Source organism: Pseudomonas sp. 3MA1, from assembly GCF_029237275.1.
Taxonomy (GTDB): domain Bacteria; phylum Pseudomonadota; class Gammaproteobacteria; order Pseudomonadales; family Pseudomonadaceae; genus Aquipseudomonas; species Aquipseudomonas fluorescens_AP.
In genome coordinates this window covers 257,410-272,354 of record NZ_JAACFX010000007.1, presented here as the reverse complement: position 1 = coordinate 272,354, position 14,945 = coordinate 257,410, and the positions used below count along the sequence as shown (strand labels likewise).

At 59.4% G+C, this 14,945-nt stretch carries 14 protein-coding genes; 10 read left to right on the top strand and 4 right to left on the bottom strand.

The genetic code is table 11. The features are described from left to right. Positions 1–16: 16 nt before the first annotated feature. Positions 17–1,711: a lactate permease LctP family transporter gene (locus GWQ44_RS20180; protein ID WP_179598227.1), complete on the bottom strand. Its 1,695-nt coding sequence runs from the start codon at positions 1,709–1,711 to the stop codon at positions 17–19. Between the two features lie 261 nt (positions 1,712–1,972). On the opposite strand from GWQ44_RS20180, the gene GWQ44_RS20175 reads away from it, so the two are divergent. Continuing rightward, on the top strand, positions 1,973–2,740 hold the full coding sequence (locus tag GWQ44_RS20175) for a GntR family transcriptional regulator (protein ID WP_275928120.1): 768 nt from the start codon (positions 1,973–1,975) through the stop codon (positions 2,738–2,740). An 81-nt stretch (positions 2,741–2,821) separates the two neighbouring features. On the opposite strand, the gene smpB is transcribed toward GWQ44_RS20175, so the two are convergent. After that, positions 2,822–3,304: an SsrA-binding protein SmpB gene (smpB, locus tag GWQ44_RS20170; protein WP_022642145.1), complete on the bottom strand. Its 483-nt coding sequence runs from the start codon at positions 3,302–3,304 to the stop codon at positions 2,822–2,824. Positions 3,305–3,421: 117 nt separating this feature from the next. Between smpB and GWQ44_RS20165 the strand changes: the two genes are divergently transcribed. The 3 genes from GWQ44_RS20165 to GWQ44_RS20155 are packed head-to-tail and all read left to right on the top strand — an operon-like array spanning position 3,422 to position 5,574. After that, positions 3,422–4,825: a sodium-dependent transporter gene (locus GWQ44_RS20165; RefSeq protein WP_275928182.1), complete on the top strand. Its 1,404-nt coding sequence runs from the start codon at positions 3,422–3,424 to the stop codon at positions 4,823–4,825. A gap of 7 nt (positions 4,826–4,832) precedes the next feature. Beyond that, positions 4,833–5,267: a type II toxin-antitoxin system RatA family toxin gene (locus GWQ44_RS20160; protein ID WP_016967218.1), complete on the top strand. Its 435-nt coding sequence runs from the start codon at positions 4,833–4,835 to the stop codon at positions 5,265–5,267. Further along, the gene (locus GWQ44_RS20155) at positions 5,260–5,574 is read left to right on the top strand and encodes an RnfH family protein (RefSeq protein WP_275928119.1); all 315 of its coding nucleotides are present in this window, start codon (positions 5,260–5,262) and stop codon (positions 5,572–5,574) included. Before GWQ44_RS20160 ends, GWQ44_RS20155 begins: the two co-directional genes overlap by 8 nt. Before the next feature lie 57 nt (positions 5,575–5,631). Here the strand turns inward: GWQ44_RS20155 and GWQ44_RS20150 are convergent, their stop codons facing one another. Continuing rightward, positions 5,632–6,159 carry an outer membrane protein assembly factor BamE gene (locus tag GWQ44_RS20150; RefSeq protein ID WP_016967220.1) on the bottom strand — a complete coding sequence of 176 codons (528 nt, stop codon included), beginning with the start codon at positions 6,157–6,159 and terminating at the stop codon, positions 5,632–5,634. Positions 6,160–6,257: 98 nt separating this feature from the next. On the opposite strand from GWQ44_RS20150, the gene fur reads away from it, so the two are divergent. Beyond that, on the top strand, positions 6,258–6,662 hold the full coding sequence (gene fur / locus GWQ44_RS20145) for a ferric iron uptake transcriptional regulator (protein WP_011059185.1): 405 nt from the start codon (positions 6,258–6,260) through the stop codon (positions 6,660–6,662). A gap of 94 nt (positions 6,663–6,756) precedes the next feature. Here fur and recN read toward each other — a convergent pair whose 3' ends face one another. Next, positions 6,757–8,430 carry a DNA repair protein RecN gene (gene recN, locus GWQ44_RS20140; RefSeq protein WP_047301676.1) on the bottom strand — a complete coding sequence of 558 codons (1,674 nt, stop codon included), beginning with the start codon at positions 8,428–8,430 and terminating at the stop codon, positions 6,757–6,759. 250 nt (positions 8,431–8,680) lie between these two features. Here recN and grpE point away from each other — a divergent pair, with 250 nt between their 5' ends. From grpE to carA, 5 genes are all read left to right on the top strand, one after another. Next, positions 8,681–9,247, top strand: coding sequence for a nucleotide exchange factor GrpE (grpE, locus tag GWQ44_RS20135; protein ID WP_047301678.1), 567 nt, complete (start codon positions 8,681–8,683; stop codon positions 9,245–9,247). A gap of 102 nt (positions 9,248–9,349) precedes the next feature. After that, positions 9,350–11,266 (top strand): molecular chaperone DnaK, encoded by a 1,917-nt coding sequence (gene dnaK, locus GWQ44_RS20130; RefSeq protein ID WP_047301680.1) that lies wholly within the window; start codon positions 9,350–9,352, stop codon positions 11,264–11,266. 322 nt (positions 11,267–11,588) lie between these two features. Continuing rightward, positions 11,589–12,713, top strand: a complete 1,125-nt coding sequence (gene dnaJ, locus GWQ44_RS20125) for a molecular chaperone DnaJ (RefSeq protein WP_275928118.1) — start codon at positions 11,589–11,591, stop codon at positions 12,711–12,713. Between the two features lie 10 nt (positions 12,714–12,723). Next, entirely contained in the window at positions 12,724–13,530 is an 807-nt protein-coding gene (dapB, locus tag GWQ44_RS20120; protein ID WP_275928117.1) for a 4-hydroxy-tetrahydrodipicolinate reductase, read from the top strand. Between the two features lie 256 nt (positions 13,531–13,786). Further along, a complete protein-coding gene (carA, locus tag GWQ44_RS20115; protein ID WP_047301683.1) occupies positions 13,787–14,923 on the top strand; it encodes a glutamine-hydrolyzing carbamoyl-phosphate synthase small subunit in 1,137 nt (378 codons plus the stop codon). The last annotated feature ends 22 nt before the right edge of the window (positions 14,924–14,945 follow it).

Sequence of the window (14,945 nt, the reverse complement as noted above, 5' to 3'; positions counted from 1 at the left end):
GTTCTTTCAGTGTTGCTTAGTGCACCAGCATGCCGGTGAACCAGTAGGCCTGGGCCAGGGTGATCAGGCCGACAATAGTGGCAAAGAACAGGCTGTGCTTGAGGGTGAAGCGGAACAGATCCGATTCCTTGCCCACCAGGCCGGTGGCGGCGCAGGCCACGGCGATCGATTGCGGCGAAATCATCTTGCCGGTCACGCCGCCGCTGGTGTTGGCCGCGACCAGCAGGGTGTCATTGACCCCGATCTGGTGCGCGGTGGTGGCCTGCAGCGAGCTGAACAGGGCGTTGGACGAGGTATCGGAACCGGTGAGGAACACCCCGAGCCAGCCCAGGAACGGCGAGAAGAACGGGAACGCCGCGCCGGTGGCCGCCAGGACCAGGGCCATGGTCGAGGACATGCCCGAGTAGTTGGTGACGAAGGCGAACGCCAGCACCATGCCGATGGATAGGATCGGCCAGCGCAGCTCGTAGAAGGTCTCTTTTAAAGTGGTCAGACCAGTTTTGACGTTGATCTTCAGCACCAGCATGGAGATCAGCGCGGAGAAGAAAATCGCCGTGCCGGTGGCCGAGATCGGGTCGAGTTTGAACACCGCCGGGATAGCGGTCGGGGTCGCCACGATCGGCGTCATCTTGATCACCAACTGATCCAGATGCGGGATGGCGAAGTTGAACACCCAGCCGTACATCGAGCCGCCGGCGGCGAACATTGCCTTGAACGGCTTGAGGGTCCAGATGGTCACCAGCACGGTGAGGATCAGGAATGGCGACCAGGCCTTGAAGATCTGCCCCAGGCTGTAGGGCGAAGCGACGGTGCTGCGTGGCTGGCCGAAGCCGCCGGCGCTGGCGGTTACGGCCGCGCTGGAGGTGGCACCAGCGATCTGCGCGCCCGCGGTGCGCTTGGGCTGCCAGATCTTCAGGAACAGGGTCAGGGAGATCAGGCTGGCCAGGGCCGAGGTGATGTCCGGCAGTTCCGGGCCGATGAAGTTCGAGGTGAAGTACTGGGTCACGGCAAAGCTCAGGCCGGCCACCAGCGCGGCAGGCCAGGTCTCTTTGACGCCGCGCATACCGTCCATCATGAACACCAGCCAGAACGGCACGAACAGCGACAGCAGCGGCAGTTGGCGGCCGGTCATGGCGCCGATCTTGAAGGCGTCGATGCCGGTTACCTGGCCGGCAACGATGATCGGAATCCCCAGGGCGCCGAAGGCCACGGGCGCGGTGTTGGCGATCAGGCACAGGCCGGCGGCGTACAGCGGGTTGAAGCCCAGGCCCACGAGCAGGGCGGCGGTGATCGCCACCGGTGCGCCGAAGCCCGCTGCACCTTCGAGGAAGGCGCCGAAGCAGAAGCCGATCAGCAGCACTTGCAGGCGCTGGTCGTCGGTGATCGACAGCACCGAGCTGCGGATGATTTCGAACTGGCCGCTCTTCACGGTCAGTTTGTAGAGGAATACGGCGGCGACGATGATCCAGGCGATGGGCCACAGACCGTAGGCAAATCCATAGCCAGCGGCAGCGAAGGCCATGTCGGCGGGCATCTTGAAGGCAAAGATCGCCACCAGGATCGACAAGGCCAGGGTGATACTCCCGGCGACGTGTCCTTTGAGACGGAACACGGCCAGAGCCAGGAAGAAGAACACGATCGGGATAACGGCGGCGAGGGCGGACAGGCCGAGGCTGCCAAGCGGGCTATAGAGCTGTTGCCAGGTTTGCATAATGGGGTGGCCCCTAATTGTTGTTGGTCAGGCACTGCTAGCGTCTTGGTTAATTGGTAAGACCAATTTACAATCGCTGTTGGCTAGGGTAAAAGCCTTGTGCGTGGTGTGTCAATTTGCCGCCCTAAAACTTTTGTCTCATGCGCTATGGCGCAGCCATCTGATGGGTACAAATGGTTGTGTTCTGCCAGGTGTTGGCACGCTGTGAATAGGCCAGAATAGAGCCCCCCGGCGATGGGTCGGGAGGGTGGAGAGTGAGTCATGGGGTTTGATCAGATACGCCAGCGCCGTTTGTCCGACGATATCGTCGAGCGCCTGGAAGGGATGATTCTCGAAGGCACCTTGAAGGCCGGCGAGCGGTTGCCTGCCGAACGGGCGCTGGCCGAGCAGTTCGGGGTATCCCGTCCTTCATTGCGCGAGGCGATCCAGAAACTGACGGCCAAGGGTTTGCTGATCAGTCGTCAGGGCGGCGGCAACTATGTGGTGGAATCCCTGGGTTCGACCTTCAGCGATCCGCTGCTGCACTTGTTGGAAAACAACACGGATGCCCAGCGAGATCTGCTGGAGTTCCGTCATACCCTGGAAGCGTCTTGCGCTTATTACGCGGCGTTGCGCGCAACGGTGGTGGATCGTGAGCGGCTGACTCAAGCCTTCGAGGAGTTGCAGGATTGTTATTCCCGCTCCGACGATGTCAGTCGTATCGAGGAGGGCGCCGCGGATGCCAAGTTCCACCTGGCGATTGCCGAGGCCAGCCATAACGCGGTGTTGCTGCACACCATTCGTGGCCTGTTCGATCTACTCAAGCGCAACGTGGTGACCAACATCGGCGGCATGTACAAACAGCGCACGGAAACCCGCGACATGCTGATCAGCCAGCACCGTGACCTGTACCTGGCGATTATCGAAGGGCGTGCGGAAGAGGCGCGGGAAATCTCCAGCCGGCACATTCTTTATGTGCAGGAGGTGCTCGAAGAAGTACGCCAGGAAGTGCAGCGAGTGGCCCGGGCCGAGCGGCGCAAGGGCATGTAATGCAAATCGCCGGCAAGCTGGCTCCTACCTGGGTGTTGTAGGAGCCGGCTTGCCGGCGAAAACGACCTCAAGGCAGGAAGATCAGTCTTCCTTGCCCTTGGTCCGCACCGCACGCTGCAGCTCGCGATCGGAATCGCGCTCGCGTTCGGTATGACGCTTGTCGTATTCCTTCTTGCCCTTGCCCAGTGCGATTTCACACTTGACCAGGTGCTTGCTCCAGTAGAGCGAAAGGCAGACGCAGGCGTAACCCTTCTGCTGCACGGCGGCGAACAGCTTCTCCAGCTCACGCTGGTTGAGCAGCAGCTTGCGCGTGCGCGTGGGGTCGGCGATGACGTGGGTGCTGGCGGTGGTCAGCGGGGTGAAATGGCTGCCAAACAGCCAGGCCTCGCCATCCTTGAGCAGCACGTAACTGTCCACCAGTTGCGCCTTGCCCGCCCGCAGACTCTTTACTTCCCAGCCGGCCAGGACCAGTCCAGCCTCGAACCGATGTTCGATGAAGTAATCGTGACGCGCCTTTTTGTTTTGCGCGATGGTCCCTGTTGGGTGTTTCTTCTGTTTAGCCATAGGGGCGGCATTATAGGGAGTTGCGCGCGCGTCGGCTACGGTGACGCAGCGTGCTTGAGCAGGTTGATTGAATCCCGGACAATGCGGCCTCTTTTTTTTCGGTTGGGCGCGTTAACGATGTCGACAGACAGGGTCTCTGTCCACGGCGGCTGGGCAAGCCGCTGGGTCTTTATACTCGCTGCAACTGGTTCGGCCGTGGGCTTGGGGAGCATCTGGAAATTCCCCTACATGGTCGGCGTCTATGGTGGTGGTGCCTTTGTTTTGGTGTTTCTGGCGTGCATCGCGCTGATTGGGTTGCCGGTGATGCTGGCGGAAACCCTGATCGGTCGTCGGGCGCGGCAGAGCCCGGCCAATGCCCTGAAGGTGCTGGCCCTGGAGGCCGGGCATTCGGCCAGGTGGTCTTGGGGCGCCTTCGCCGGAATGATCACGGCGCTGCTGATTCTCTCCTTCTATAGCGTGGTGGGTGGTTGGTCCCTGGACTACATCATCGACATGGGGCGCGGCGATTTTCAGGGTGTCACGGCGGATCAGGTCAGTGCGTACTTCTTTGCGGTGACGGCCGACCCTTGGCGCCTGACGCTTTGGCACACGCTGTTCATGCTGTTGTCGGCGTTGGTGATTGCCAAGGGCGTAGTGGCGGGGCTTGAGCGCAGCCTGCGGATCATGATGCCGCTGCTGTTCGTGATGCTGCTGGTGCTGCTGGGCTACAGCATGACCACCGGGCATTTCATGCAGGGCCTGCATTTCATGTTCGACTTCAGCCTGGATCGCTTGTTGGACGGGCTGCTGCCGGCCATGGGGCATGCGTTCTTTTCCCTGAGCGTCGGTGTCGGTTCGATCATGATCTATGGCGCCTACATGCCCAAGCATTCGTCCCTGGCTGGCACCGTGGTGGGGGTGGCGCTGCTGGATACCTTTGTTTCCCTGGTGGCGGGAATGGCGCTGTTTCCCATCGTATTCGCTGCCGGGCTGAACCCCAGCGAAGGGCCTGGTTTGATGTTTATCAGTCTGCCGTTCGCCTTCGGTAATGTGGCGTTCGGCCAGCTTATGGGCGTAGTGTTCTTTATCCTGGTGGCGATTGCGGCCTGGAGCTCGGCCATTTCCTTGTTGGAACCGATGGTGGCTTATCTCGTCGAGAGGACTAAAATCCGCCGCGGCTGGGTGACATTCTGGCTGGCGTTCAGCTGCTGGTTCGTGGGATTGGGAACGGTGTTTTCCTTCAACATCTGGCAGCAGGCCAAGTTTTTCGTGAACGAAGGCGGCGTTTTTCATCTCTATCGATGGGGCGCGGCCGGCGGTCTGGACTTCTTTGGTGTGATCGACTTTTTCACCTCGCGGATCATGTTGCCTCTTGGCGGTTTGTGCTTCGTGGTGTTTGCAGGTTGGGTGATGGGCCGTGAGGCTGTTCGTGATGAGTTGTCGTTGCGCAGTCCGTTGTTGTTCTCCCTGGCCTTGTTTTTGATGCGCTATGTGGCGCCCGTCGGCATTCTTGTGGTGTTTGCCGCCCAGTTGTGGAAATGAAGCTCACATGACGACCCATATTCAACGTTCGGCCCTTTTGCCCTATCCGGCGCAGTTTCTGTATGACCTGGTCAATGATGTGGCCCGTTACCCGGAGTTTCTGCCCTGGTGCTCTTCGGCCGAGGTGCTGGAGAACAGCGAGGAACGGATGCGTGCCAGCCTGGCAGTGGCCAAGGGCGGCATGAGTCAGCGTTTTGTGACCTGTAATACCCTGGTGCCGGGACAGTCGATCGAAATGAACCTGGAAGAGGGGCCGTTCAATCAATTGCATGGTCTGTGGGTGTTCAAGCCGCTGGGCGAGAAGGCCTGCAAGATCAGTCTTGATCTGTCTTTCGATTATGCGGGGCCTTTGGTGCGGGCCACGTTAGGGCCGCTGTTCAACCAGGCGGCCAATACCCTGGTGGATGCATTCTGTCAGCGGGCCAAGCAACTGCATGGCTGAGTCCCTGATCTCGATCGAGGTGGTTTACGCCGCAGTCGATCGCCAGTTGCTGATCACTGTGTGCGTGCCTCAGGGTTCGACACTGCGCAGTGCGCTGCTGGCTTCTTCTATAGGTAAGCATTTTGCCGAGTTGGATCTGGCGACCTGTCCGGTGGGGATCTTCGGCAAGCAGGTCATGAATCCTGAGCGGCATGTGATTCAGGCAGGGGATCGAATCGAAATCTATCGTCCGCTGCTGGCGGATCCGAAAGAGGTTCGGCGTCTGCGTGCCGCCAAGGCCGCGCAGGCACGTAAACGCGGACAGTAACTGAGTGACAGGCAACAAAAAGCCCGGGCATGCCCGGGCTTTTTCATTCGCCGCAAATTATTGCGGGGAGGTATCCAGTGGTTCAGGAATGGGCACTGGTACGGTTTTGACGCCATCCACATCTTTCTGGATCTGGTCCAGCAGCGAGCCCGGTTTGACCGGCTTCTCGGCCTTGGGCTTCTCGGCGTTCTCGGCAGGGGCGGTGACGGTGTTGCTGCTCTCCTTGCCGAGCAGGGCTTCGTCGCGGCTCACGCCTGGCATGAAGTCGCCGGCCAAGCTGACCAGTTGGTCGTTGCCATTGAAGATCAGGCTGACGCGTTCCTGTTGGCGTTCACCGCCGCCAGGTTGCAGGCTGTACAGATAATCCCAGCGATCGGCATGGAACGTGTCGGTCAGCAGAGGGTTGCCCATGATAAACCTTACTTGCCGTCGGGTCATTCCCGGGCGCAACTGGTCTATCATGTCCTGCGTCACGACATTGCCCTGCTGGATGTCGATTTTGTAAACCCCGGGGAATGAACAACCGGCGAGTGCGAGCAGTCCCACGAATGTGAAACTGGTTAGCAAGAGCTTGGTGTTTTGCATCGGTGGGCGACTTCCACTATCTTGGCTGGGACAACGTAAACCCCGATCATACCCGCATTAAGAGAAGCTGCGAAGCAGCATCGGCGAGAAAGCTGACCATGGTTGAAAATAGCGAACTACGTAAAGCCGGCCTTAAAGTGACTCTGCCACGGGTCAAAATTCTACAAATGCTCGATTCTACTGAGCAGCGGCACATGAGCGCTGAGGACGTCTACAAGGCGCTGATGGAAGCTGGTGAGGATGTCGGTCTGGCCACGGTTTACCGTGTACTGACTCAATTCGAAGCAGCCGGACTGGTGGTGCGCCATAACTTTGATGGCGGTCACGCTGTATTCGAGCTGGCGGATGGCGGTCACCACGACCATATGGTCAACGTGGAGTCTGGTGAAGTGATCGAATTCTTCGACGAGGAAATCGAAAAGCTTCAAAAGGCGATTGTCGAAAAGCACGGTTTCGAGTTGGTGGATCACAATCTTGTGCTGTATGTGCGCAAGAAGAAGTAAGCCTCTCACGCGACTGGCATAGTCGTGAAACGATCGAAGGCGACCTCAGGGTCGCCTTCGTGCTTTGTGCCTATATAAAAGAAGCGTTCCAGCCTCAGGCCTTGGTGGTCACCACCATTTTCTTGGCGTGGGCTAGGGATTCCTTGGTCAGATCGATACCGCCCAGCATTCGGGCAATTTCCTCGATTCTTTCGTTCTTGCCCAGTTTGGAAACGGCGGTATGGGTCGCGTTGTTGCCACGCACCTTGTGCACGAACAGATGTTGATGCCCCTGGGCGGCCACTTGTGGCAAGTGAGTGACCGTCAGCACCTGGCCGCGCTCGCCGAGGCGCCGCAGCAATTGGCCGACGATCTCGGCAGTCGGGCCGCCGATTCCTACGTCGACTTCGTCGAACACCAGGGTAGGAACTCTTGAGGTTTGTGCCGTGATGACCTGGATCGCCAGGCTGATGCGTGACAGCTCGCCACCCGAGGCAACCTTGGCCAATGCCTTGAGCGGTTGTCCCGGGTTGGCGCTGACCAGGAGTTCAACCTGCTCCAGGCCGTTGGGCAGCAGCTCATCGCTGGTGTTGGCTCGCAGTTCGATGGTGAAGCGTCCACCGGGCATGCCCAGGCGCTGAATTTCCAGTTCCACCGCGCTGGCCAGTCCGGTGGCTGCCTGCTCCCGCAAGCGACTCAGTTCCTGGGCTTTCTCCTGATAGTGGCGGGCGAAGGACTGCAGCTCCTCGCCGAGGCGCTCGATGCTCTCGTCGTTGGCGTCCAGGGTTTCGATTTCATCCAGCAGGGTTTGCTGCATGGCCGCCAGTTCGAAAGGCTGGATGCGATGCTTGCGTGCCAGGGTATAGATGGAGTCCAGGCGTTCCTCCAGCTGTTGCAAGCGCGCCGGGTCGGCATCGAAGTGATCGAGGAAACGATTCAGTTCGCCAACGGCTTCTTCCACCTGGATCTGGGCGCTGGCCAGCAGGTTGGTGGCCTCGCCTAATGAGCCTGTCGAGTTGCCGATGCTGGACAGGCGATTGAGGCTGACGGTCAAGGCGTTGAGGACATTGCCGGAATCACTTTCGCTGCACTGTTCGACCACCTGGCGGCAGATGCCCAGCAGGGTCTCGGCGTTGGTCAGGTTCTTGTGCTCCTGCTCCAGTTCCTCGAGTTCGTTTTCTCCCAGGCCGAGATTTTCCAGCTCTTCAAGCTGATAGCTCAGCAGTTGATGGCGGGCGCGTTGCTCATCGCCGGAATTGGACAGGCGCTCCAGCTCCTGGCGAGTCTGGCGCCAGCGTTGGGCTGCCAGTTGCACCTGGCGGGCAAGATCGGTAGCGCCGGCATATTCATCCAGAAGGCGTCGATGGGTATCGGTCTTGAGCAGGGACTGGTGCTCGTGCTGGCTGTGAATGTCGATCAGCAGCTCGCCCAATGCCTTGAGGTCGCCAAGTGGGCAGGGCGTGCCATTGATATAGCCGCGTGAGCGCCCTTCGGCCGTGATGACTCGGCGCAGGATGCAGGGGCCGTCGTTGTCCAGGTCGCGCTCGGCCAGCCAGGTGCGGGCCTCAGGAATGTCCGCCAGGTCGAAGGTGGCGAGGATGTCGGCCTTGTCGGCTCCTGGTCGTACCACGCCGCTGTCGGCCCGATCGCCCAGGGTCAGGCCGAGAGCGTCGAGCATGATCGACTTGCCGGCGCCGGTTTCGCCTGTGATGACGCTCATCCCTCGATCCAGTTCCAGATCCAGGTGTTCGACGATGGCGTAATTGTGTACGGACAGGTGCACCAGCATGAAGGCCGCTCCCAAACTAAATGTCTGGTTATTTATACAGTGTTTTGTTTTGGGCTGACAATGCTTTCCCTTAGCTTGATTCGCTTGGTTGATTGGGCTTTTTAGCGCGTTCGGTAATCACGGTCAGCGGGATTTCCTGAAGGTTGATGACTTTTGCTCTGGGGGCGGGCTTGAACCCTGAAAATGCGACCCCATATAGCAGTGCAGAAGAGTGGGCCTGGCTCACTGACGATATTGAAAGGAGAATTTCATGGCTGACGAACAGACGCTGGATACGCAAAATCTAGACGCCAATCAGGCTCCCGAGGCTTCGGGTGAAGACCTGGCGGCTCGTGTACAAGTGCTCGAAGAGCAACTGGCTGGTGCGCAGGATCAGGCTTTGCGTGTTGCAGCTGATCTGCAGAACGTCCGCCGCCGCGCCGAGCAGGACGTGGAGAAAGCTCACAAATTCGCGCTGGAAAAGTTTGCTGGCGACCTGCTGCCGGTGATCGACAGTCTGGAGCGCGGCCTGGAGCTGTCCAATCCGGACGACGAGAGCATCCGTCCGATGCGTGAGGGCATCGAGCTGACCTTGAAGATGTTCCACGACACCCTCAAGCGTTATCAGTTGGAAGCCATCGATCCCCATGGCGAGCCGTTCAACGCTGAACAGCACCAGGCCATGGCCATGCAGGAAAGCGCGGACGTCGAGCCCAACAGTGTTCTCAAGGTGTTCCAGAAGGGCTATCAGCTCAATGGTCGCCTGCTGCGCCCGGCCATGGTCGTGGTCAGCAAGGTTCCGGCACCGGTTTCGCCTTCGATTGATGAAAAGGCTTGAAAACGGCTGTAGAGCCCCCATTTATCAGTCAAGCGTTTAAGTGCTACCGCAGTTTGCCACCACGGCTGCGGCATCCAAATCCAAAGTTTCGGGAGAGTTAACATGGGCAAAATTATCGGAATTGACTTGGGGACCACCAACTCGTGCGTCTCCATTCTTGAAAACGGCAACGTAAAAGTTATCGAAAACGCCGAAGGCGCGCGGACTACCCCGTCGATCATCGCGTACGCCAACGATGGCGAGATTCTGGTCGGTCAGTCGGCCAAGCGTCAGGCTGTGACCAACCCGCACAACACCCTGTACGCAGTAAAGCGTCTGATCGGTCGTCGTTTCGACGAAGAAGTTGTGCAGAAAGACATCCAGATGGTCCCTTACAAGATCGTCAAGGCTGACAACAGCGACGCCTGGGTTGAAGTGAACGGCCAGAAAATGGCGCCGCCACAGATCTCGGCTGAAATTCTCAAGAAAATGAAGAAGACCGCCGAAGATTACCTCGGCGAAGCCGTGACCGAAGCGGTCATCACTGTTCCGGCCTACTTCAACGACAGCCAGCGTCAGGCCACCAAGGACGCCGGTCGCATCGCCGGTCTGGACGTCAAGCGCATCATCAACGAACCAACCGCAGCCGCTCTGGCCTACGGTATGGACAAGGCCAAGGGCGATCACACCGTGATCGTTTATGACCTGGGTGGCGGTACCTTCGACGTTTCCGTGATCGAGATCGCTGAAGTCGATGGCGAGCACCAGTTCGAAGTGCTGGCTACCAACGGTGACACCTTCCTCGGTGGTGAAGACTTCGACATCCGTCTGATCGACTACCTGGTTGATGAGTTCAAGAAAGAAAGCGGCATGAACCTCAAGGGTGATCCGCTGGCCATGCAGCGTCTGAAAGAAGCTGCTGAAAAAGCCAAGATCGAGCTGTCTTCGAGCCAGCAGACCGACGTGAACCTGCCGTACATCACTGCAGATGCCACCGGTCCTAAGCACCTGAACGTGAAGATTTCCCGCGCCAAGCTGGAGTCGCTGGTTGAAGACCTGGTTCAGCGCACCATCGAGCCTTGCCGTATTGCTCTGAAGGATGCCGGTATCGACGTTGGCTCGATCAACGACGTGATCCTGGTCGGCGGCCAGACTCGTATGCCGCTGGTACAGAAAGCCGTAACCGACTTCTTCGGTAAAGAAGCTCGCAAGGACGTCAACCCGGACGAAGCTGTTGCCATGGGTGCTGCGATCCAGGGTGCGGTACTGGCCGGTGACGTGAAGGACGTACTGCTGCTGGACGTTAGCCCGCTGACCCTGGGTATCGAAACCATGGGTGGAGTGATGACCGCGCTGATCGAGAAAAACACCACGATTCCAACCAAGAAATCGCAAGTGTTCTCGACGGCCGATGACAACCAGGGCGCAGTGACCATTCACGTACTGCAGGGTGAGCGTAAGCAAGCCGCGCAGAACAAGTCCCTGGGCAAGTTCGACCTGACCGACATTCCACCTGCTCCACGTGGCGTGCCGCAGATCGAAGTGACCTTCGACATCGACGCCAACGGCATTCTGCACGTAGGTGCGAAGGACAAGGCTACCGGCAAGACTCAGTCGATCGTGATCAAGGCAAACTCCGGTCTGTCGGATGAAGAGATCCAGCAGATGATCCGCGACGCTGAAGCCAACTCGGAAGAGGACCGCAAGTTCGAAGAGCTGGCCACTGCCCGTAACCAGGGTGATGCGCTGGTGCACTCGACTCGCAAGATGGTGGCCGACGCCGGTGACAAAGTCACCGCAGAAGAAAAGACGGCCATTGAAGCTGCCGTGGTCGCCCTGGAAGCCGCTGTCAAAGGCGACGACAAGGCTGCCATCGAAGCCAAGGTCGAAGAGCTGTCGAAAGTCTCGGCTCCGGTTGCTCAGAAGATGTACGCCGAGCAGGCTCAGCCTGCAGAGGGCGCGGCCGCACACGCCGAGTCCGCTGAAAAAGCCGATGACGTTGTCGATGCCGAGTTCGAAGAAGTTAAAGACCACAAGTAATAGCTTGTTGGTCGGCCGGTTGACTGCCTTTGGGCGGTGACTGGTAGGATGTCGCCGCGCGGGAGCTTGCTCCCGCGTTGGCGTGTCTGGAGTCAGTGAATTTTTGACGGCGTACAACCTCCGTTTGTGCGCTGGCGGTCGGGCCGGAGAAGCTCCTGCTTTCCGGTTGCGACGACCGCAGTCGTCGACCTGCAATCGGGTCGTCTATCCAAGACCAGGATCGTTGAATTGACGTGAGTTGGGTCCGGGCCTGTATTGGGGCTCAGCGAGTTTGGCAGAGCTCAGGAGGGTTTGCCGGACGTCCTTAAGAGTGCAAAGACTTATGGCAAAGCGTGACTATTACGAAGTGTTGGGTGTGGAGCGCGGCTCCAGCGAAGCGGAGCTGAAAAAGGCTTACCGCCGCCTGGCGATGAAGCATCACCCGGATCGTAATCCCGGCGACAAAGCGTCGGAGGACATGTTCAAGGAGGCCAACGAGGCCTACGAAGTGCTGTCCGATTCCAGTAAGCGTGCAGCGTATGACCAGTACGGTCATGCCGGTGTCGACCCAGGCATGGGCGGCGGCGGTGCCGGTTTCGGCGGTCAGAATTTCTCCGATATCTTCGGTGATGTGTTCAGTGATTTCTTTGGTGGTGGTCGCGGTGGTTCCCGCGGCGGCGCGCAGCGCGGCAGCGACCTGCGTTACACCCTGGAGCTGAATCTGGAAGAGGCAGTGCGTGGTACCACGGTGAATATCCGTGTGCCGACGCTGGTCAATTGCAAACCGTGCGATGGCTCGGGTGCCAAGAAAGGCTCGTCCCCTGTGACTTGCCCAACTTGCGGCGGCATTGGTCAGGTGCGCATGCAGCAGGGCTTCTTCTCGGTGCAGCAGACCTGTCCGCGTTGCCATGGCCAGGGCAAGATCATTTCCGATCCGTGCGATTCGTGCCGCGGCGAGGGCCGTGTCGAAGAGTACAAGACGCTGTCGGTCAAAGTGCCGGCCGGTGTCGATACAGGGGATCGCATTCGTCTCTCCGGTGAAGGTGAGGCGGGGACCCAGGGTGGCCCGACCGGCGACCTCTATGTGGTGATCAATGTGCGTGAGCACGCGATCTTCCAGCGCGACGGCAAGCATCTGTTCTGTGAAGTGCCTATCAGCTTCGTTGATGCGGCGTTGGGCGGCGAGCTGGAGATTCCGACCCTGGATGGTCGGGTCAAGCTGAAGATTCCCGAGGGGACCCAGACTGGCAAGCAGTTCCGGATTCGCGGCAAGGGCGTTGCCCCTGTGCGTGGCGGTGGTGCTGGCGACCTGATGTGTCGGGTTGCGGTGGAGACTCCGGTGAATCTGAGTCGTCGTCAGCGGGAATTGCTGGAAGAGCTGCGTGGTTCGCTGGATGGCGACAACTCTCATTCGCCGAAAACCACTGGCTGGTTCGAGGGCGTCAAGCGCTTCTTCGGCGACCTGTAAGGAGTAGGGCATGCGACGTATAGCTGTGATGGGGGCCGCAGGGCGCATGGGCAAGACCTTGGTCGAGGCTGTGCAACTGCGCTCTCCGCTCTCCGGTCTGACGGCGGCGATCGTCCGTCCGGGCAGTTCGCTGGTCGGTGCGGATGTGGGTGAGTTGGCGTCTCTTGGGCGTCTTGGCGTGCCAATGTCCGACAGCCTGGAAAAAGTCGTTGATGAGTTCGATGTGCTGATCGACTTCACCTTGCCGGAAGTGATGCTCAAGAACCTGGCGTTCTGCCGCAAGGCGGGCAAGGCCATGGTGATTGGCACCACTGGTCTTGGGGCCAAGGAAAAGCAATTGCTGGTCGAGGCGGGCAAGGATATCCCCATCGTCTTCGCCGCCAACTTCAGTGTCGGGGTCAATCTGTCGCTGAAGCTGCTGGATATGGCGGCGCGGGTACTGGGTGATGACGCGGACATCGAAATCATCGAAGCCCATCATCGGCACAAGATCGATGCGCCGTCAGGTACGGCCCTGCGCATGGGTGAAGTGATCGCCAGCGCCTTGGGGCGCGACCTGCAGCAGGTTGCGGTTTATGGGCGTGAAGGTCATACCGGGGCGCGGGAGCGCGAAACCATCGGTTTCGCCACTGTGCGCGGCGGCGATGTGGTGGGAGATCACACCGTGTTGTTCGCCACCGAGGGCGAGCGCCTGGAAATCACTCACAAGGCTTCCAGTCGCATGACGTTTGCCAAGGGGGCGGTACGTGCTGCCCTGTGGCTGGAAGGTCGCGAGGCCGGTCTTTACGACATGCAGGATGTGCTGGATCTGCGTTGAGATGCATCTGAAGTGGGGTTGAGGTTGTCCTTCGGCCCCGCTTCGCACCGCTAGGCGATGTTCTGTCGCATTCCTCTGCCTTTAGGGCTCATTAGCGGTGGACCGAAAAAGCCTTTTTCTGTAAGCTACAGCTTTAGTGTGTCCACTAAAAGCGCGCAGATAATTCGACGAAGAAGCGGGGTGACGTGTCTATACGTCATTCCGCTTTTTTGCAACCTGCGATCGCCCTTTCAGGCTCTATTTACGGGAGGTCTTCTTGACTAAGCCAGCCATACTCGCCCTTGCTGATGGCAGCATTTTTCGTGGCGAAGCCATTGGAGCCGACGGTCAAACCGTTGGTGAGGTGGTGTTCAACACCGCAATGACCGGCTATCAGGAAATCCTTACCGATCCTTCCTACGCCCAGCAAATCGTTACCCTGACTTATCCCCACATCGGCAACACCGGCACCACGCCGGAAGATGCCGAGTCCGACCGCGTCTGGTCGGCTGGCCTGGTCATTCGTGATCTGCCGCTGGTGGCCAGCAACTGGCGTAACACCCTGTCCCTGTCCGATTACCTGAAAGCCAACAATGTGGTGGCGATCGCCGGTATCGACACCCGTCGCCTGACCCGCATCCTGCGTGAAAAAGGCGCGCAGAACGGCTGCATCATGGCCGGTGACAACATCTCCGAAGAAGCGGCGATTGCAGCAGCGCGCGGCTTCCCGGGCCTGAAAGGCATGGACCTGGCGAAAGTCGTCAGCACCAAGCAAAGCTACGAATGGCGTTCGACTGTCTGGGATCTGAAGACCGACAGCCACGCCACCATCGAAGCCGCTGATCTGCCGTACCACGTGGTTGCCTACGACTACGGCGTCAAGCTGAACATTCTGCGCATGCTGGTCGAGCGCGGTTGCCGCGTGACCGTGGTGCCTGCCCAGACCCCAGCGAGCGACGTGCTGGCCCTCAATCCAGATGGCGTGTTCCTGTCCAACGGCCCTGGCGACCCCGAGCCTTGCGACTACGCGATCAAGGCGATCAAGGAAATCCTCGAAACCGAGATCCCGGTATTCGGCATCTGCCTGGGTCACCAACTGCTGGCCCTGGCCTCCGGCGCCAAGACCCTGAAAATGGGGCACGGCCACCACGGTGCCAACCACCCAGTCCAGGACCTGGACACCGGCGTGGTCATGATCACCAGTCAGAACCATGGCTTTGCGGTGGATGAAGCCACGCTGCCGGGTAACGTCCGGGCGATCCACAAGTCGCTGTTCGACGGCACCCTGCAGGGTATCGAGCGTACCGACAAGAGCGCGTTCAGCTTCCAGGGCCACCCTGAAGCCAGCCCGGGCCCGAACGATGTGGCGCCGCTGTTCGACCGCTTCATCAATGAGATGGCCAAGCGACGCTAAACGCTCGCCTTGAAAATGTAGC